General features: G+C 57.3%; 18 protein-coding genes. 11 read left to right on the top strand and 7 right to left on the bottom strand.

All coding sequences use genetic code 11. The features are described 5' to 3' along the window. Window positions 1-69: 69 nt before the first annotated feature. The 5 genes from ACR0JX_RS15440 to ACR0JX_RS15420 all read left to right on the top strand — a co-directional run bounded on the left by ACR0JX_RS15440 (window position 70) and on the right by ACR0JX_RS15420 (window position 5,296). Window positions 70-1,191, top strand: coding sequence for an ABC transporter ATP-binding protein (locus tag ACR0JX_RS15440; RefSeq protein ID WP_480544676.1), 1,122 nt, complete (start codon window positions 70-72; stop codon window positions 1,189-1,191). Then, window positions 1,191-2,111, top strand: a complete 921-nt coding sequence (locus ACR0JX_RS15435) for a carbohydrate ABC transporter permease (RefSeq protein ID WP_480544675.1) — start codon at window positions 1,191-1,193, stop codon at window positions 2,109-2,111. Before ACR0JX_RS15440 ends, ACR0JX_RS15435 begins: the two co-directional genes overlap by 1 nt. Continuing rightward, window positions 2,104-3,039 (top strand): carbohydrate ABC transporter permease, encoded by a 936-nt coding sequence (locus tag ACR0JX_RS15430; RefSeq protein WP_480544674.1) that lies wholly within the window; start codon window positions 2,104-2,106, stop codon window positions 3,037-3,039. Before ACR0JX_RS15435 ends, ACR0JX_RS15430 begins: the two co-directional genes overlap by 8 nt. Before the next feature lie 102 nt (window positions 3,040-3,141). Beyond that, window positions 3,142-4,401, top strand: a complete 1,260-nt coding sequence (locus tag ACR0JX_RS15425; RefSeq protein WP_480544672.1) for an extracellular solute-binding protein — start codon at window positions 3,142-3,144, stop codon at window positions 4,399-4,401. Window positions 4,402-4,471: 70 nt separating this feature from the next. Continuing rightward, a complete protein-coding gene (locus tag ACR0JX_RS15420) occupies window positions 4,472-5,296 on the top strand; it encodes a metallophosphoesterase (RefSeq protein WP_480544671.1) in 825 nt (274 codons plus the stop codon). Window positions 5,297-5,338: 42 nt separating this feature from the next. Here the strand turns inward: ACR0JX_RS15420 and nagA are convergent, their stop codons facing one another. The 4 genes from nagA to ACR0JX_RS15400 are packed head-to-tail and all read right to left on the bottom strand — an operon-like array spanning window position 5,339 to window position 9,136. Beyond that, on the bottom strand, window positions 5,339-6,469 hold the full coding sequence (gene nagA, locus ACR0JX_RS15415; RefSeq protein WP_480544670.1) for an N-acetylglucosamine-6-phosphate deacetylase: 1,131 nt from the start codon (window positions 6,467-6,469) through the stop codon (window positions 5,339-5,341). Continuing rightward, window positions 6,466-7,494, bottom strand: a complete 1,029-nt coding sequence (locus ACR0JX_RS15410) for an SIS domain-containing protein (protein WP_480544669.1) — start codon at window positions 7,492-7,494, stop codon at window positions 6,466-6,468. The genes nagA and ACR0JX_RS15410 overlap by 4 nt, the downstream gene beginning before the upstream one ends. Before the next feature lie 12 nt (window positions 7,495-7,506). Next, the gene (locus ACR0JX_RS15405; protein ID WP_170535234.1) at window positions 7,507-8,262 is read right to left on the bottom strand and encodes a GntR family transcriptional regulator; all 756 of its coding nucleotides are present in this window, start codon (window positions 8,260-8,262) and stop codon (window positions 7,507-7,509) included. Further along, window positions 8,249-9,136 (bottom strand): glucosamine kinase nucleotide-binding domain-containing protein, encoded by an 888-nt coding sequence (locus ACR0JX_RS15400; RefSeq protein ID WP_480544668.1) that lies wholly within the window; start codon window positions 9,134-9,136, stop codon window positions 8,249-8,251. Before ACR0JX_RS15400 ends, ACR0JX_RS15405 begins: the two co-directional genes overlap by 14 nt. 159 nt (window positions 9,137-9,295) lie before the next feature. On the opposite strand from ACR0JX_RS15400, the gene ACR0JX_RS15395 reads away from it, so the two are divergent. The 6 genes from ACR0JX_RS15395 (at window position 9,296) to ACR0JX_RS15370 (ending at window position 15,324) form a co-directional block, all read left to right on the top strand. Continuing rightward, window positions 9,296-10,219 (top strand): N-acetylmuramic acid 6-phosphate etherase, encoded by a 924-nt coding sequence (locus ACR0JX_RS15395; RefSeq protein ID WP_480544666.1) that lies wholly within the window; start codon window positions 9,296-9,298, stop codon window positions 10,217-10,219. Continuing rightward, window positions 10,216-11,469 (top strand): ABC transporter substrate-binding protein, encoded by a 1,254-nt coding sequence (locus ACR0JX_RS15390; RefSeq protein WP_480544665.1) that lies wholly within the window; start codon window positions 10,216-10,218, stop codon window positions 11,467-11,469. Before ACR0JX_RS15395 ends, ACR0JX_RS15390 begins: the two co-directional genes overlap by 4 nt. A gap of 67 nt (window positions 11,470-11,536) precedes the next feature. Next, window positions 11,537-12,451: a carbohydrate ABC transporter permease gene (locus ACR0JX_RS15385; protein WP_480544664.1), complete on the top strand. Its 915-nt coding sequence runs from the start codon at window positions 11,537-11,539 to the stop codon at window positions 12,449-12,451. A gap of 10 nt (window positions 12,452-12,461) precedes the next feature. Further along, a complete protein-coding gene (locus tag ACR0JX_RS15380; RefSeq protein ID WP_170393445.1) occupies window positions 12,462-13,301 on the top strand; it encodes a carbohydrate ABC transporter permease in 840 nt (279 codons plus the stop codon). Continuing rightward, window positions 13,298-14,332, top strand: coding sequence for a Gfo/Idh/MocA family protein (locus ACR0JX_RS15375; RefSeq protein ID WP_480544662.1), 1,035 nt, complete (start codon window positions 13,298-13,300; stop codon window positions 14,330-14,332). The genes ACR0JX_RS15380 and ACR0JX_RS15375 overlap by 4 nt, the downstream gene beginning before the upstream one ends. Then, window positions 14,329-15,324 carry an ABC transporter ATP-binding protein gene (locus tag ACR0JX_RS15370; protein WP_480544660.1) on the top strand — a complete coding sequence of 332 codons (996 nt, stop codon included), beginning with the start codon at window positions 14,329-14,331 and terminating at the stop codon, window positions 15,322-15,324. Before ACR0JX_RS15375 ends, ACR0JX_RS15370 begins: the two co-directional genes overlap by 4 nt. Window positions 15,325-15,341: 17 nt before the next feature. On the opposite strand, the gene xylA is transcribed toward ACR0JX_RS15370, so the two are convergent. Genes xylA through ACR0JX_RS15355 form a run of 3 tightly spaced genes read right to left on the bottom strand, consistent with a single transcriptional unit; the run spans window position 15,342 to window position 18,761 of the window. Next, the gene (gene xylA / locus ACR0JX_RS15365) at window positions 15,342-16,649 is read right to left on the bottom strand and encodes a xylose isomerase (protein ID WP_480544659.1); all 1,308 of its coding nucleotides are present in this window, start codon (window positions 16,647-16,649) and stop codon (window positions 15,342-15,344) included. Between the two features lie 10 nt (window positions 16,650-16,659). Continuing rightward, complete coding sequence (locus tag ACR0JX_RS15360; protein ID WP_480544658.1) at window positions 16,660-17,463, bottom strand: ATP-binding cassette domain-containing protein; 804 nt, start codon at window positions 17,461-17,463, stop codon at window positions 16,660-16,662. Then, the gene (locus ACR0JX_RS15355; RefSeq protein WP_480544657.1) at window positions 17,463-18,761 is read right to left on the bottom strand and encodes a sugar ABC transporter permease; all 1,299 of its coding nucleotides are present in this window, start codon (window positions 18,759-18,761) and stop codon (window positions 17,463-17,465) included. Before ACR0JX_RS15355 ends, ACR0JX_RS15360 begins: the two co-directional genes overlap by 1 nt. Between the last annotated feature and the right edge of the window lie 27 nt (window positions 18,762-18,788).

Genomic DNA, 18,788 nt, shown 5'->3' with positions numbered 1-18,788 from the left:
TTATATGTCGTCACAGAATCGAGACATGAACTTCTTAATCTGCGCGCGGTCAGTTGGGGTAGCCGCGCTATGGGTCAAATCAGTCTTCAAGGTATTCAGAAAACATTCGGGCCAACACCTGTGCTTAAGGGTGTCGATCTGGAAATCGAAGAGGGTGAGTTCCTGACCCTTGTAGGCCCGTCCGGCTGCGGTAAATCCACCTTGCTCCGCATTCTTGCAGGGCTCGAAGCTCCGACGGCGGGCCAGGTGATGATTGACAGGCAGGACGTGACCCGGATGCGCCCGGCCAGCCGCAATCTGGCGATGGTGTTCCAGTCTTATGCGCTCTATCCGCATTTGACGGTTGCGGAAAACATGATGACCCCGCTCAAACTGCGGGACATCGGGACAGCCGGGCGATTGCCTGTGCTGGGTCCCTTGATTGCCCGCTCGGCTTACCGCAGGCTTCGGGCCAAGGTCGATGAAACGGCCGAGACTTTGCAGATCCAAAACCTGTTGGATCGCAAACCGGGCCAGTTGTCAGGTGGTCAGCGTCAGCGTGCGGCTTTGGGCCGGGCCATGGTACGCAATCCGGTTGCCTTTTTGATGGATGAACCACTGTCCAATCTGGACGCAGCCTTGCGAGTTCACATGCGGGCTGAACTGTCCGATCTGCACCGCCGTCTGAAAACAACCTTTGTCTATGTCACCCATGATCAGGCCGAGGCACTGACCATGTCGGATCGGATGGCTGTCATGATGGATGGTCATATTCTGCAGCTTGGCAAACCGGATGATATCTACCGCAATCCACAGTCTTTGGCCGTTGCCCGCTTTGTCGGATCACCCGCAATCAATACCATGCCCGCCGAGATCGACGGCGCCGGTACATTGCGGGTACTGGATGTCAGTTTGTTGGGCACCAACGCCCAGGCAGGTCCCGTCACATTGGGTATCCGGCCTGAGCACCTGAGCATTGATCCCGCAGGCGCGTTCTCTGGGGTCGTGACCCATCGGGAAAACTTAGGCTCTGATCTGTTCATCCATCTGGGTGTCAACGAGCTAGAGCAAAAGATCGTGGTGCGGGCCGCTCCGGACACGCGGGCTGAGATTGGGAAAACCTTCCGGTTTTCTGCGATCCGGGACAAAATCATGATGTTTGACGGCAGCGGTGCGCGGCTGCCCGAGCAGACAATGCTCGAGGTCGCCTGATGCCCGGTTCGCGCGCTTATCTTTGGTTCATCGCCCCGGCATTGATCTTGATGATCGTGATCCTGATTGTGCCTATCGGCATCGCGGGTGTGCTGAGCGTTACCAATTACTCGTTGGGCAATGCAGGCATGGACTATGTTGGATGGGAGAATTTCGAGAAAATCTTCACCCGGCGTAGCTATGAAAAGATGTTCGGGGCTACGTTCCGATACGTCTTTGTTGTTGTACCACTGACAGTCCTGCTGGGATTGGGTGCAGCTCTCCTAATCCATTCGCTCACCCGCTTTGGGAACCTCTATAAGACGATCTACTTTCTGCCGGTCATGGCCGCGCTGATCGCCATGGCCATCGTGTGGGAATTTGCCCTGCACCCGACCATCGGCATTGTGAATGCCACGCTGGAAAAAGGATGCGGCACCTGGCTTGAGGCCTGGGGCTGGTACGCGCAAGGCTGCGCCAAGACCTTCCCGCTTTGGCTGACTGATCGGGATTATGCGATCTGGACGGTTGCGTTCATCGGCGTTTGGCAGGGGTTCGGCTTTAACATGGTCTTGTATCTGGCCGGGCTCAGCTCGATCCCGCCATCGCTTTATGACGCGGCCGAAATGGATGGCGCACCCACTGGGTGGGAGCGTTTCCGACTGGTGACCTGGCCGATGCTGGGCCCCACAACAGTGTTTGTCGTCACAATCTCATTCATCCGATCCTTTCAGGTCTTTGACACTGTCGAGGCGTTCTATCCGCAAGGCGGTGGGCCGTCGAAATCGGTCTATGTGATGATGTTCGCGATCTACGAAAAAGCGATCCAGCAAAACCTGATGGGGATCGGCGCTGCCATCACCGTGGTGTTCCTGGCTTTTGTCATGTTCCTGACGCTGGTGCAGCGCTGGCTGGTGGACCGGAGGACCCATTATGTCTGATACAACTTCCACCCCCACCACCGCCTTACCCGAGATCGGGTTTCGGTTTTCCACCGCCGAGACGATCAAACATGTCATCCTGATCCTGGGTGCAATCGTTGTCTTGCTGCCCTTCTACGTGATGGTCAGCTACTCGTTCAAAGCGCCGCATGAGATCATGCAGAACCTGGGTGGTTTCTTAGGTAGCCAGCAACCGTTCCGGGATGATTTCTGCGTCAAGCTTGGCAATGCTGCGGCGGATTGCATGGTCAATCCAACCATCTACAACTACACAACCGCTTTCGCCAAAGCGCCTTTGCTGCGCTATTTGGCCAATGGAATCTTCGTGACCCTGTCGATCTTTCTGATCCAGGTTATCGTCGCCCTGCCCTGCGCCTATGCTTTGGCCAAGCTACGGTTCTGGGGGCGCGAGGCGGTGTTTGCGCTGGTGCTGTTCTGCCTTCTGATCCCTGTGCACGCAATCGCCTTGCCGCTGTACATCATGCTGGCCAAGGTGGGACTGACGAACACCTATGCGGCGCTGATTGTGCCCTGGACCATCTCGGTCTTCGGGATCTTTCTGATGCGCCAGTTCTTTATGACCGTTCCGGACGATCTGATCGATGCCGCCCGGATGGACGGGATGAGCGAATATTCCATCGTGTGGAACGTCATGCTGCCTACGGCCATCCCGGCCCTGTTGGCCTTTGGCATCTTTTCGGTTGTCGCGCATTGGAATGATTATTTCTGGCCCCGCATCGTAATCACCGGCAATCGCGAGCTGTTCACGCCACCGCTGGGCCTGCGAGAATTCAAGGGGGATGCGGATGGCGACAACTTTGGCCCGATGATGGCCACGGCCTGCATTATCGTAACCCCGCTGATCGTTGTTTTCCTACTGGCGCAGCGCCGCTTTATCGAAGGGATAACACTATCCGGAATGAAGTAGGGCGGGAAATTCCCGCCCCACCACGACATCCCAAATCGGGATACCCACCAGGGGCTGCCAATCGCCAAACCGTCAGACCCCTCAGTTCAACTGGAGAGAGTAATGAAAACCCTCACAACTGCAATGGCTTTGGTACTTGCCGCAGGGGCAGCCACCGCTGAAGACAAGATCGTCGTCGAGTTCGCCTATCCCTATAGCCATCTCTTTGACGTCACTTACGAAAAAATCCTGCCGAAATTCTATGCTGAAAACCCGAACATCGAAATCAAGATGCGGGCTACTTACGAAAGCTATGAAGACGGCACCAACACGATCCTGCGCGAAGCCGTTGCCGGCACGCTGCCAGACGTGACCATGCAAGGCCTGAACCGTCAGGCGATCCTGGTGGAAAAAGGCATCGCAAAATCGCTAGAGCCTTTCATCGCGCAAGAGGCCGACTTTGCCAAAGACGGCTATCACAAGGCGATGCTGGACCTTGGCACTTTCAACGAAGATGTCTACGGCCTGCCCTTCTCGATCTCGCTGCCGGTTGGCTACTACAACATGGAGACCATGGCCAAGGCTGGCTATGACGAAACCAACCTGCCCACAACCTGGGCCGAAGTGATCGAAGCCTGTGGCCGCCTGAAAGAAGCCGGTGTCGAAAACCCCATGTTCTGGGGCTGGAACATCACCGGCAACTGGTTCCTGCAAGCCATGATGTGGAGCCAGGACAAACCCACCGTCATGGGCACCGACTTCACTCTGGACGAACCCGAAGGCCTGCAAGCCTTGAACACGATGAAAGACCTGTTTCAGGGCTGCGAAATGCAGAACCTGGAATGGAAAGGCGCGTTAGCTTCTTTCTCGGCCGGTGAGATTGGCATGATGTACTGGTCCACATCAGCCGTTGGCGCGGTTGAGCGCGCGATGGGTGATTTCACTCTGGTAACGAACGAGTATCCGGGTTTCACAGCCGAGGGGCCAATGGGTTTGCCCGCGGGCGGAAACTCGGCCCTGCTGGTGTCGACATCTGAAGACCCAGCCCAGCTGGAAGCCGCTTGGAAATGGCTGAAATTCATCACATCGGGTGAAGGTGCCGCCGATGTGGCGCGGACCACCGGTTACATGCCACCGAACCAGGCCGCCAATGAGATCATTCTGGCCGATTTCTACGCCGAGAACCCGGCCAAGGCGACAGCTGTACGTCAGCTGCCCCTGCTGCGTGAATGGCAGGCCTATCCGGGCGACAACGGTCTGGCCGCAACGCAGGTCATCTATGACGGGATCGAAGGCATCGTGACCGGCGAATATGATGACATGGAAGAGTTGCAGCAAGACCTGACTGAAGAAGTGCAGGATCTGCTGCCCTCCGGGTCCTAAAACTCAAGGCCCGCGCCATAGGCTGGCGCGGGCCAATTCTTTTTACAATATCACTTAAAAGGCGCCAACTATGAAGCTGCTTCAGTTCACCGATATCCACCTGACAACGCCGGGCGATACCATCAGCGGCCGCGATCCATTGGCCAATCTGAACAAAGCGCTGGATCACGCGATGCAAAGCCACAGCGATGCAGAGGCGCTGTTTATCACGGGTGATCTGTCCGATTGGGGCGAAGCCGCTGATTATGCCTTGCTCAAGGAACGGATAGGAAGCATCCCACTTCCGGTCGAGCTGTTGATCGGCAACCATGACGACCGTTCGACCTTTCTACGCTGTTTCCCTGAACTGGAAGGGGAAGGCGGGTTTGTGCATCGCACTGTCCCGTTGAGCCTGGGCCACGCGGTGCTATTGGACACCTGGGGCCCAAACACGCATGCAGGTCATTTCTGCGCGAAACGTGCGGATTGGCTCTCTCGTCAGTTGGCAACCTTGCCCGGTCCGGTCTGGATTTTCATGCATCACAATCCGGTTCCAATCGAAGTTGCACCGATGGATGAGATCATGTTGCTGGATGCAGATTTGTTTGCTGAAACGATCGCGCCGCATACGGCTAAAATCAGGCACATATTCCACGGGCATTGCCATTTGCCGCTGACGGGGTCCCTGCTGGGTGTGCCTTTCTCGGCCCCCCGAGGCACCAATCACGCCGGATGGGCTGATTTCTCGGCGACGCGTTTTCTGTCGTCTTCGGACCTGCCGGAAAGCTACGCGGTGATCTTTGCAACCGAGACCACAACGATGACCCATATGGTTGAGTTCGGATACGCGGGTGAGATCAAGGGCGAAGGCACCCCGGATTATTCCGATTGGAATAAGCTCACGATGGTGCGGTAGCAGGCTGATAGTCGGTCGGCGATCGACCCCTGAAAGGGTCGATCAGGCCAGAACCGGCTGGGCCGCTGACAAATCCGGCGCGATCAGGATCATGTGTGATAGGTCCATCGACATCCTGTCGCCCTGCTTCGAAATGAACTGATGCGGCACGCTGGTGGCTGCGGCCAAAGCCTGTGGCAATGGGATATCGACCTGTTCAGTTAGAACCTTCACCGCTTGCGTCAGACAAAGGTCGGCCCCGGCCAGAGTTCCATCCTGCAAGGTCAGCCTGCCATCTCTGCGCTGAATCGGGCGGCCTTCCAACTGGAATTCTGTCAGATCTGTCCCTGCAACAGCCATCGCGTCGCTGACAAGAAAAATACAGCCCGGCCCCTGCTTGGCAGCCCAGGCGGCGCGCATGGTTTCGGGATGAACATGCACGCCATCCGCAATTAACCCCGCTGACATCGCTCCACTGGCCAGGGCGGCACCGACCAGGCCTGGCTCTCGGTTGCCAAGTTGGCTCATCGCGTTGAACAGATGTGTGGCACAGCGCGCGCCCGATTGGGCATAGGCCATGCTGGTGTCAAAGGACGCATCGCTGTGGCCGAGCGAGACAATCACGCCAGCCTGCGCCAGTGCCTTGACTTGTTCAGGCGTTGTCGTTTCTGGGGCAACCGTAACCACCAAAGCGGGCAAATGTCCTGCCGCATAAACGATGGCTTCAAGATCAGTTTGCTCCATCGGGCGGATCAGGGCTGCGTCATGCGCCCCTTTGCGCCGTTCCGACAGATGCGGGCCTTCCAGATGCAGGCCAGCGATACCCGGAACACCCGCCTGAACGGCTTTGATTGCGGCCTCAATTGCAGCCCGCGTTTTCTGGGCCGTATCCGTGATCAGGGTAGGCAGGATACGGGTCGCGCCCAATCCACGATGCGCCTTTGCGATCCGGCTGAGTGTGTCAACGGATGGATCGTCGTTGAACATGACACCGTCACCGCCATTGACCTGCAGATCCACATAACCGGGGCTAAGGATGCGCCCTGCCAAATCCTCGATTTGGTCTTCGGTGGCGTGCGCCTCGGGGATCAATGCGTCCAACACACCGTTGCGGAACCGCGCAGCGTAACCGACATGCAGGTCGCTTCCGTCGAAGATCGGGCCGCCTGAAAAGGTGATCGAAGCGTCGGTCATACCGTTTCCGTAACTTTCTTCAGGTGGCGTGGCATATCGGGGTCGACCCCACGCCGGGTGGCCACGCTTTCGACCATTCCATAGAAAGACGCAATTGTGGGGATCGGGTCAGTCATCCAATGCGAAGTTCTGACATGCGGAAGCACCGTTGCTTGCTTTACGCGGCTGGTGGTGGCGAAAACTTCCGCCCCTTTAGCGGCAAGCTTATCCGCAACCTCTGCCAGATTGGATTCAGCCGCATCCCCTGAGGAAAAGGCCAGCACCGGAAAGCCCTGATCGACAATGGAAACAGGGCCATGCAGAACTTCGGCTGCCGAATAGCTTTCAGCGTGAATCTGGCAGGTCTCTTTGAATTTCAAAGCAGCTTCGTTCGAGATCGCCAGCGACAGGCCGCGCCCCAGCGTAAACAGCGAACGGCCATCCACCGCATCAGCTACCGCGCTCCAATCACATGCAATCGCCGCTGACAGGCTGTCCGGCAGGCCATGAATGGCGCGCAACAATGGCTCATCGCGTTTCACCTGCGCGATCAGCCACAGGCCTGCGACCAAAGAAGTGACGAATGTCTTGGTTGCAGCAACACTCAGCTCGGGACCCGCATGGATCGGTAGCGTCGCGGTGGACGCTTCGGCCAGAGCGGAGGCCGTGTTGTTGGTGATGGCGACCGAATAGGCACCGCCGGATGTCACGGATTGTGTGAGCTGTACGATGTCGGGGCTTTGCCCGGATTGTGAGACCGCAATGCAAACTGAATCCTCGCAACGCATATCGACGCCGTAGATCGATTTGACCGATGGCCCGACCGAGGCCATGGGCAAGCCCAACAGCAGCTCGGATGCGTATTTCAGATAGCTACAGGCGTGATCCGAAGACCCCCGCGCGACTGAGATCAGGAACCGTGGATCACGGGCCCGGATTTCGTCAGCCGATTGTGCAATCCGGCTTGCGCCTTCGGTCAGAAGGCGATCAACGGCGTCGGGTATCTCGTTGATTTCCCGTCGCATTTGAGTGGTTTTGTCAGACATGATCCCAGGCTTTCAATTAGACAGGCGCAATTCGGCTACAAAGTCGTAGGCGTCGCCGCGATAGATTGAGCGAGTCAATTCAGCGACCCGCCCGCTTTCCAGATAAGAGGTACGTTGAATCCGAAGCCCGGCGGTGCCTTCGGCAACATCGAGAAGTTCAGCCTCGGGCGCTTCGAGGTTGATAGCCGAGATTTTCTGGATCGCGCGCACCGGTCGAAACCCGGTTTGTTCGAGAACTGCATACAGCGACCCGGTCACTTCGGTTGGGTTCGGCAGGATATCCAGCGGCAGCGCTGCCCGTTCCAGAGCCATCGGTCGCCCCCCTGCAGCACGCAGACGGTGGATGCGGGCAACCTGTTCATTGGTTGATAGACCCAGAGCCATCATCTCCTCCGGCGATGGCAGGAAAATCCCGCGCTCTAGCCAGGTCGAGGTGGTCTTGAGGCCGCGCCTTTCCATGTCTTCGGTGAAAGAAGTCAGATGAGACAGGGACTGTTCGACCCGCGCAACGGGTTCGCGCACGAATGAGCCCGAACCTTGCCGCTGTTCAACCGCACCTTTACGCACCAGCTCCTGAATGGCCTTGCGCACGGTCACGCGCGATAGGTCGGTCAGTTCAGCAATCTCTCGTTCGGGCGGAAGTGAACTGTTAGGCGCTAGGATACCATCCTGAATACCTTGTTCCAATCGTTGGCGTAGCTGCACATAGCGCGGGCCTGCGTTTTGGCCCAGCCATCCTTCGGGTCTTAGGAAATCAGCTACATTCATGTTCGATCTCCTCCTGAAAGGCACGCGCCAAAGCCAATGCGCCAGACAATGGATCGCCCAAAGGCTGGGTCAGCGCGGCTTGCATGTCCTGAGGCAGATAGGATGCATAGTGCGGTCCGATGCCCCCGGTCAGACAAACTGGCAGACCCGGGCGCCAGCCCATCTTTCTCATCATGCCTGCCAGATAATCGGCGCCGTCCTGTAAAAGTGCGACCGCAAGCGCATCCTTGTGGCTGGCCAGTTCCGTCACCTGAGGGGCGATTGCGCCGAATTCGGTTGGCGTCATCTGAGCCGCTGCTTTGACCAACCCCGGTGCGCCCCCGTGGTGAGATAGTAAATCCTGCGCCAGCTGCGAAGATGTACTTACGCCATCGACATGATCCAAAGCCTTGGACAGCGCGCGTTTTCCGATCCATTGCGCCGAGGCCTGATCACCCAGCACCGGCCCCCACCCTCCGGCCAATCGGACTGTGCCAGCCTGTTGAGTCGCGATGAACGACCCCGTTCCGCAATGCGCAACAAACCCGTCTGCCGGACCTAGTGCCCCGCGCAAGGCGGCGCCGCGGTCATCTTCGATACGCACGTGGCGGCAAGGCAAAGCCGACGCCAGTTTTTGCGCGATCGCATCCCCCGTGATCCCGGCCAGGCCCAGATAGGTTGGCGCGTGCATGATGTCATCAACAGAGCGGTCGGACTGAGATACCAGAGCCTCCAGTCCCCGCTGCAATTCACCGAGGGCGGCGTCAAAATCAGTAGACACATTAGCCGCGCCAACCTCGACCTTGTGGCGCGTTTCCCCGTCGCAAAGGGCAAGGCGACAGCGTGTTCCACCCCCGTCAGCAGCCAGAATCAGTGATTTTGAAGATCGAGTCATATAGAGACCTATATAATACCTATTTGTAAAAACAAAGTCCCAATTATAACCAAACGCGTAATTGGAGCCGAATAATGCTCGAACATAGGGCGGTAAAATAAATGGTAGACTAATGGTATCTAAAAGGTATGATCATGGGAACTCTTGGGGGAGAATCACGTGAACACGCCAGTAACGGAACAACTGCATCAGGATGCACACGGGCTGGATACCCGTCCGTTGATTGAGGTGGCAAACCTGCTGGCAACTTCGCAGGCATTGGCGGCGAAGGCTCCGCTGGAGGCCTTGGCGCCATTGTGTGGTGGCGCACAGGCGATGGCAAATTCCATCCGGTCAGGCGGTAAGCTTCGCTATCTGGCTGCGGGGTCTTCCGGCCTGATGGCTGCTTCAGATGCGTTGGAACTGGGGGGCACATTCTCAATCCCAGCATCACAAATCACCATCCATATGGCCGGCGGCCTGCCGACAACGGCTGAAATGCCCGGTGACGTCGAGGATGCGGTTGATGCGCTTGAAGATGAATTGGCCGACTTGCATGAAAATGACACTCTGATCGCGGTGTCGGCCAGCGGAACGACACCCTATACGATTGCCGCGGCCAAGATGGCGCTGGCCAAAGACGTGCCAGTCATCGGGATTGCCAATAATGCGGGATCACTATTGCTGCAACTGGCGGATCATGCCGTGTTGCTGTCTACGCCGCCCGAATTGATCTCCGGCTCAACTCGAATGGGTGCGGGAACCGCGCAGAAAATCGCGCTGAACATGTTGTCGACACTGATGGCTGTGGAGCTTGGACATATTCAGGACGGCATGATGATCAACCTGCGTGCAGACAATGACAAGCTGCGTGCTCGTGCCAATGGGATCGTCTGCCAGTTGACGGGCGTGACATCTGAACGCGCCGGTGCGGCCCTCAGATCCACCGATGGCGCGCTGAAAAGCGCCGCACTTGTTGCTGCCGGAGCCGGATCGACCGAGGCCGCAGAGGCGTTGTTGGAGGAAACAGGGGGCCATTTGCGCCCTGCCATGAACCGACTGAAGCAAAATGATGAAACTATCAACCTGGGAGAAACCAAATGAAACGTAATGCCCTAAGCCTTGCCCTGATGAGCACCGCGCTTGTCGCAAGTGGAGCTTATGCACAAGATGCAACAATCACGATTGAAAGTTGGCGCAACGATGACCTTGCCCTGTGGCAGGAAAAGATCATCCCTGCCTTTGAAGCCGCCAATCCCGGCATCAAAGTCGTGTTTTCCCCGTCGGCCCCCGCGGAATACAACGCTGTCCTGAACTCAAAGCTTGAAGCCGGCTCTGCCGGTGATCTGATCACCTGCCGCCCGTTCGATGCATCGCTGGCACTGTACGAAGCGGGCCATCTGACTGATCTGTCCGATCTGGACGCGATGAGCAATTTCTCGGACGTGGCAAAATCCGCGTGGCAGACCGATGATGCATCAGCCAGCTTCTGCGTTCCGATGGCGTCGGTGATCCACGGCTTCATCTATAACAAAGATGCGTTCAATGAGCTGGGCATCGAAGTCCCGACCACCGAGGCCGAGTTCTTTGCTGCCCTCGACAAGATCAAGGAAGACGGCACCTACATCCCAATGGCGATGGGCACCAACGACCAGTGGGAAGCCGCCACCATGGGCTATAACAACATCGGCCCGAACTACTGGAAAGGTGAAGAAGGTCGTCTGGCCCTGATCAAAGGTGATCAGAAACTGACCGATACTCAGTGGGTTGCCCCCTATGCGACGCTGGCCAAGTGGGCCGACTATCTGGGAGACGGATACGAAGCACAAACCTATCCCGACAGCCAGAACCTGTTCACGCTGGGCCGCGCTGCGGTTTATCCTGCGGGCAGCTGGGAAATTTCGGGCTTCAACACGCAGGCCGACTTCGAGATGGGTGCATTTAAGCCGCCGGTCCAGAATGCGGGCGACACCTGCTATATTTCGGACCACACCGATATCGGCATCGGTATGAACGCGGCCAGCGAAAACCAGGAAGCGGCACGCACATTCCTGGCCTGGGTCGCAAGCCCTGAGTTTGCCAGCATCTTCGGAAACGCCCTGCCCGGTTTCTTCCCGCTCTCCAGCACTCCGGTTGAGTTGGAAGACCCGCTGGCCAAGGAAATTGTCGGTTGGCGCGAGGAATGTGAAAGCACCATCCGTTCAACTTACCAGATCCTGTCGCGCGGCACGCCGAACCTGGAAAACGAGACCTGGGGTGCATCCGTGGCCGCCATTAAAGGTGCTGAAACACCAGAAGCACTTGGTCAGAAACTGCAGGACGGCTTGGCCAGCTGGTACGCACCGCACCAGTAAGCTCTAAGCCACTCACTCTAACCGGACGCGGCCCGCGTCGCGTCCGGACCTTTTCCCGGAGAATCTCATGCAAACCCGCCGCTTTCGCTGGCACATCGCCGTTTTCCTCGCCCCTGCGGTGTTGGTCTACACGGCGGTGATGATCTTCCCCTTGTTCAATACATTGCGCCTTGCACTGTTCACCGAGGTTGATCAGACACGCGTCTACGTAGGCCTGCAGAATTTCCGCACGTTGTTCTTCGATCCGATCTGGTCCGAGCAGTTCTGGAACGCTTTGGGCAACAACTTCTGGTTCTTCCTGATCCACATGCTGGTTCAGAACCCCATCGGTATCGTTCTGGCAGCACTACTTTCGCATCCCCGCCTGCGGTTTGCGGCGCTCTACCGGTCTGCGATTTTCATCCCGACGATCCTCAGCTTTGTGATCGTGGGCTTTGCCTGGAAACTGATCCTGTCGCCACTGTGGGGTATCGCGCCTTCGATGCTGGACGCTATTGGCCTTAAGTCGTTGTTTGCGCCATGGTTGGGCAAGGAAGAATACGCCCTGACCACGTTGGCGCTGGTCTCAGTCTGGCAATTCGTTGGCATCCCGATGATGCTGATCTATGCCGCCTTGCTGTCGATCCCCGAAGAGATCCTTGAAGCCGGAGAGATCGACGGCATTACCGGAGCCTCAGCCTTCTGGAAAATCAAGCTACCGCTGATCATCCCTTCGATCGGGATCATCTCGATCCTCACTTTCGTGGGCAACTTCAATGCGTTCGACCTGATCTACGTGTCGCAAGGCGCGCTGGCGGGTCCGGATTTCTCGACCGATATCCTCGGCACCTTCATGTACCGCACCTTCTTTGGCTTCCAGCTGCAACTGGGTGATCCGCACATGGGATCGGCCATCGCTGGGGCCATGTTCGCGATCATCCTTGTGGGGGTCTGTATCTACCTCTTCGGCATCCAGACCCGGATGCGCCGGTATCAGCTGTGAGGGCGAACGGATGAACAAAGCACGCCATAACCCGCTGAACACAGCCGCCATGCACGGGGCGCTGATCCTCTACACGTTGATCGCCTTGTTCCCGGTCTTTGTGATCATCATCAACAGCTTCAAAACCCGCCGCTCGATCTTTCGCGAGCCTCTCGCCCTGCCCGACGCTGAGAGTTTCTCGCTGATCGGTTATCAGACCGTGATGAAACAGGGGGATTTCTTCCTCTACTTTCAGAACTCGCTGATCGTCACCGTTGTATCGCTTGCCTTTGTCCTGCTGTTTGGGGCCATGGCCGCCTTTGCGCTGAGCGAGTACAAGTTCAAGGGCAACACCCTGATGGGCCTATACCTAGCGCTAGGGATCATGATCCCGATCCGCATTGGCACCGTTGCTATCCTCGAGATGATGGTGGCGACTGGGCTGGTGAACACGCTTTGGGCGCTGATCTTGGTCTACACCGCACAAGGCCTGCCGCTGGCCGTGTTCATCTTATCCGAGTTCATGCGGCAGGTCTCGGACGACCTGAAAAACGCGGGCCGTGTCGACGGACTGTCGGAATACACGATCTTCTTCCGGCTGGTCCTGCCGCTTGTCCGCCCCGCCATGGCGACGGTCGCCGTGTTCAACATGATCCCGATCTGGAATGACCTGTGGTTCCCGTTGATCCTTGCCCCGGCTGAGGAAACCAAGACCCTGACGCTGGGCAGCCAAGTCTTCATTGGCCAATTCGTCACCGACTGGAACGCGGTTTTGTCGGCACTATCCATGGCGATCCTGCCGGTGCTGGTGCTCTACGTTATCTTCTCGCGCCAGCTGATCCGGGGCATCACGTCCGGAGCTGTCAAATGACCCGGGTTCTGGTCGCCGGTCTCGGCAATATGGGCCTCAGCCATGCGCTGGCCCATCACCACCACCCGGACCCGCAGATCGTAGGTCTGGTGAACCGTTCCGGTCACGTGGACCATCCCGATCTTGCGAGTTATCCCGCGTATTCGGATTTTCAGGCTGCTCTGGCCGATACAAACCCGGATCTGGTGGTTGTCGCCACCTATTCCGACAGCCATGCCGATTTTGCTTGCGCCGCAATGGAAGCCGGCGCACATGTCTTTGTTGAAAAACCACTGGCGACCACGGTGGCTGATGCCAAACGCGTCGTCGCGAAAGCCATTGAAACCAAACGTAAACTGGTCGTCGGCTACATCCTGCGTCACCACCCGTCGTGGATGTGCCTGATCTCCGAGGCGCGCGACCTTGGCGGACCATATGTGTTCCGCCTGAACCTGAACCAACAATCGTCAGGCGCTGAGTGGGAGACACACAAGGCGCTCATGGAGACAACCTCACCCATCGTCGATTGCGGTGTGCACTATGTCGACGTGATGTGCCAGATCACCGACTCCGATCCCGTGCGCGTGCATGGCATGGGCCTGCGCCTTAGCGATGAGATCGCCGAAGACATGTATAACTACGGCCAGTTTCAGGTGGTCTTCGAGGACGGCTCAGTCGGCTGGTACGAAGCAGGCTGGGGTCCAATGATGTCGGAAACGGCGTTCTTCGTGAAAGACATAGTGTCGCCCAACGGATCGGTCTCGATCACCGATGGCAATAAGGGCGCATCGGCCGATATAGACGGTCACACCAAGGTGGGCGGCCTTCTGGTCCACCGCCCCGAGGGCGACCAGACAATCAACATGCCCGATGAACCCGGCCATCAGGAACTCTGCGATGCGGAACAAGCCTATATGCTGCGCGCCATTGCTGAAGACATCGACCTGACCCGCCACATGAACGACGCCGTGCAATCGCTCGCCATCTGCCTCGCTGCAGATGAAAGCATCCGCACCGGCCAACCTATTTCGCTGAAAGAGGCACGCCCATGACCGCCCTGACGCTTACAAACGTGAACAAGTCCTTCGGCACTGTAGAGGTCTTGAAGGACATCAACATCGAGGTGGAAGACGGCGAATTTGTCGTTTTCGTCGGCCCATCGGGCTGCGGCAAATCCACCCTGCTGCGCGTGATCGCGGGGCTGGAGGATGTAACCTCGGGCGAGGTCCGCATCGGCGGAGAGCTGATGAACCTGACCCCACCTTCAAAACGCGGCATCGCGATGGTGTTCCAAAGCTACGCGCTCTACCCGCACCTGAATGTTCGCAAGAACATGTCTTTGGCTTTGAAACAGGAAGGTCAGAGCAAGCAGGTCATCGAAGAGCGTGTCACCAAAGCCAGCAAGATGCTCAACCTTGAACCCTATATCGACCGCTACCCGTCAGAACTGTCTGGCGGCCAGCGCCAACGCGTCGCGATCGGTCGCGCCATCGTGCGTGAACCCAAGCTGTTCCTGTTCGACGAACCTTTGTCCAATCTGGACGCCGCCCTGCGCATGAACACGCGGCTGGAAATCGCCAACCTGCACCAGCAGCTTGATGCCTCGATGATCTATGTCACCCATGACCAGACCGAGGCGATGACGCTGGCTGACAAAATCGTAGTCTTACGCGATGGGCGTGTTGAGCAGGTCGGCAGCCCGATGGAGCTGTATAACAATCCGGCGAACCAATTCGTCGCCGGTTTCCTCGGCGCGCCCTCGATGAATTTCTTCCCCGCCAGTCTGATTGGCGAGGGCGCGGATGTGACAACGGGTATCCGGCCTGAGGATCTTTTCTTGTCAGATGACGGCCCGGTTACCGCAGATGTCACCCATGTCGAGCATTTGGGCGGCGACACCAATGTCATCGCGATGATGCAAGACCACCAGATCACCGCGCGCCTGTTCGGCCAGCACCAGGTTGGTGCAGGTCAAACGATCCGCTTCGGATATGAACCCGGTCGAGTTTATCGCTTTGATGCCGATGGTGCGCGCCTTATGTGACGCGCACTGTTTCGGTTTCAAACGAACCGATTGACGTAGTTTTCCAACTTCTCCTGACGCCCGGACCTTGGGGCCGGATTAACGCCATCAGACAAAACACGCGCGGTGATGTCGTCCAGAGTACTGGTCAGCATGGCTTGGGCTTCGGGTGCGTCCCAACCCGCATATCTTTCGGACAAGGCCGCCTCCAGCCCGCCATCTTCGAGCATCGCAGCTGCGGCCTTCAGGCCGCGGGCACAGATGTCCATCCCCCCTACATGTGCGGCAATCAGGTCATCGGCATCGATAGATTGACGACGAATTTTAGCGTCGAAATTCGTACCACCTGAAGTGAACCCACCTGATTTCAGGATGTAGTAATAGGCCAACGCGACTTCGGGCGTGTTGTTGGGGAACTGATCCGTGTCCCAGCCTGACTGATAATCATTCCGGTTCATATCGATGGACCCCAACATCCCTTCTGCCGTCGCAACTGAGATCTCGTGCTCAAAGCTGTGACCGGCCAAAATGGCATGACCCTGTTCAAGGTTAAGCTTCACCTCATCTTCGAGACCATACTTCCTTAGGAACCCGATACAGGTGGCCGCATCGTAATCATACTGATGTTTTGAAGGTTCCTGAGGTTTGGGCTCGACAAGGATCGCACCTTTGAACCCGATCTTGTGCTTATACTCGACCACCATGTTCAGGAACCGGCCCATATGGTCCAGCTCGGTGCCCATGTCGGTGTTCAGCAGGGTTTCATACCCTTCGCGTCCCCCCCACAGCACATAGTTCTCTCCGCCCAGTTTGTGGGTTGCGTCGATGCAGGATTTCACTGTGGCCGCAGCAAAGGCAAACACCTCAGGATCAGGGTTCGTGCTTGCCCCCGACATCCAGCGCCGGTGACTGAACATATTGGCCGTACCCCAAAGGAGCTTGGTACCCGACGCCTGCATCTTTTCACCGATATAGTCCGTGATCTCTTCAAGCGTTCTCAGATTATCGGCGAAATTCCCCTGCTCGGGCCTGACATCTGCATCGTGCCAGCAGAAATAGGGCTGACCAAGGATATCAAACATCTCAAATGCGATGTCCGCTTTCAGGCGGGCTCGGCCCATATCGTCCTGCGGGTGCCAGGGTCGTGTGAAGGTAGCGCTGCCGAAGGGGTCACCGCCCTCCCAAGCAAAGGAATGCCACCAGGCGACCGCAAAGCGAAGGTGATCTTCCATCCGCTTGCCCAGGACAATTTCGTCTGGATTGTAGTGACGGAAGGCCAGCGGGTTTGTGCTGTCCGGACCACCAAACTCAACCGGCCCGATCCCGTCGAAGAATCCGCTTGTCATATCCTTCACCTCATTCTGCCTTTTCGCCGGGTTTCTTGCCCAGAATGATCATCGACAGCAGATCGTCATCGGTGACATCCGCAATATCCACGGTTCCGACCAGCTTGCCGTTCTTCATAACCGATGCGCGGTCGCACAAGTCCATGACTGCATGCACATCATGGTCAATCAGGAAAATCCCGATCCCCTGGGCCTTGAGCTGGTGGATCAGATCGGCCACCATCTGAGTCTCATGCGGACCCAGTGCGGCGGTCGGCTCGTCCATAATCAAAATACGAGCATTGAAGTATACAGCGCGCGCGATAGCCACGGATTGACGCTGCCCACCGGACAGAGCCGAAACCGGATCGTTGAACTTCTGAAAGTTCGGGTTGAGCTGCGCCATGATCTTGCGGCATTCTGCTTCCATCGCCGCGTCATTGACCAGACCAAAGGGCGTTACCATTTCGCGCCCAAGGAACAGGTTCGAGGTTGCATCGAGGTTGTCGGCCAAGGCCAGCGTCTGGTAGATCGTCTCGATATTGTTGGCCCGCGCGTCCCTTGGATTGCCGATCTCGACGGGATTGCCGTCAATCAATATCTCACCGTGGTCCATCTGATACGCGCCGGACAAAACCTTGATCAGAGTGGATTTTCCGGCCCCGTTATGGCCCAACAGTCCAACAACTTCTCCGGGATAAAGATCTACCGAGACCTGATCGACAGCCTTGATCCCACCGAACGAGATGGAGATATCCCGCATCTCGACCAGTGGTGCAGCCCCGGACCCTCTACCAGTAGTCGAGGGTGTATTTTGCGTTTCCTGAGCTTGCATCACTTAGCCCCCAATCGCTTGCGATAGACGATGTCGATATAGACCGCCAGCACCAACACGCTGCCGACAACTATGTTTTGGAAAGGTGCATCGACGCCCACCATGGCCATGCCAGACTGAAGCGCTTGCATGATCAAGGCCCCAAGAATGGCGCCATAGATCGTACCGATCCCGCCAGACAATGCCGTACCTCCGATCACGGCAGCGGCGATGACGCGCAGTTCATCCAACGTGCCGATATCATTTGAGTGGTTGGCCAGCCGGGCCGAGGCGACGACCGCCGAGACGGCGCACAGAAACCCCATGAGGGCAAAGATTTTAACAGTCAGCAACCGGGTGTTGATGCCAGAAAGCTCGGCTGCGTCCGGGTTGCCTCCGGTGGCAAAGATGTACCGCCCGAACCGTGTTTTGCGTGCCACCACGGTCAGGCTGACCGCGACGATGATCAGAATGAGAACCGAGATCGGGATGCCATATCCAACTACCAGCCCCTCTGGCATGATCTCTCCGCGTGCTTCGAACATACGCTCCAGCCTGCGGGTCGGGATGGCATAGCTGTTTACGATGAACACATATCCCAAAATGGCGATGGCAATGATCGCAGCGAGGGTTGATTCCGCCCAGACTGGTTTGACTGGGAACCCATGCGCTGCTTTGGCGCGACGCCCGCTCCACAAGGCCCAAATTGCGATGACAGTTGCAAACAGTCCGAACAGCCAACTGACAGTCGTGCCCAAGGTCCCATTGGTTCCGCCAAACATCAGGAAGGTGCTGTCCAGCGGTCCGATGGTCTGGCCACTGGTCATGTACCAAGCCACGTTTCGCCAAACCAGAAAGCCGCCCAGTGTTACGATAAATGCCGGTATGGTCAGATAGCCAACCATCCATCCGTGAAAAGCACCGATCAGCGTACCTACAAGAAGCCCAACAACGATCGTAATCGCCCATGTCAGCGGGTTGTTCAGCCCCAACCCCAGCATATGCGGCAACAGCTCCGTCTGGGTCATTGCCATTACAGCCGAAGTTGTCGCCAGCAGCGCACCGACAGATAGATCGATATGGCGGGTCACGATGATGAATACCATGCCGCAGGCCATGATGGCGACCGAGACGGTCTGAATCGACAGGTTGAACAGGTTTCGGGGTGTCAGAAATCGCCCATCCGTGACGATGTTGAACCCGATACACAGGATGACAAAGGCGCCGATCATACCCAAAAGCCGCATATCCAGTTCCAGTTGCTGGAACAGGTTGGGCTTGTTTTTTTGGGGTACCGGCTGAGACGAAGTTTCGGTCATTTCCGATCTTTCAATATCAGCAAAGGT

The organism is Ruegeria sp. AH7 (assembly GCF_056541325.1).
This window is presented reverse-complemented; position numbering and strand designations above follow the sequence as displayed.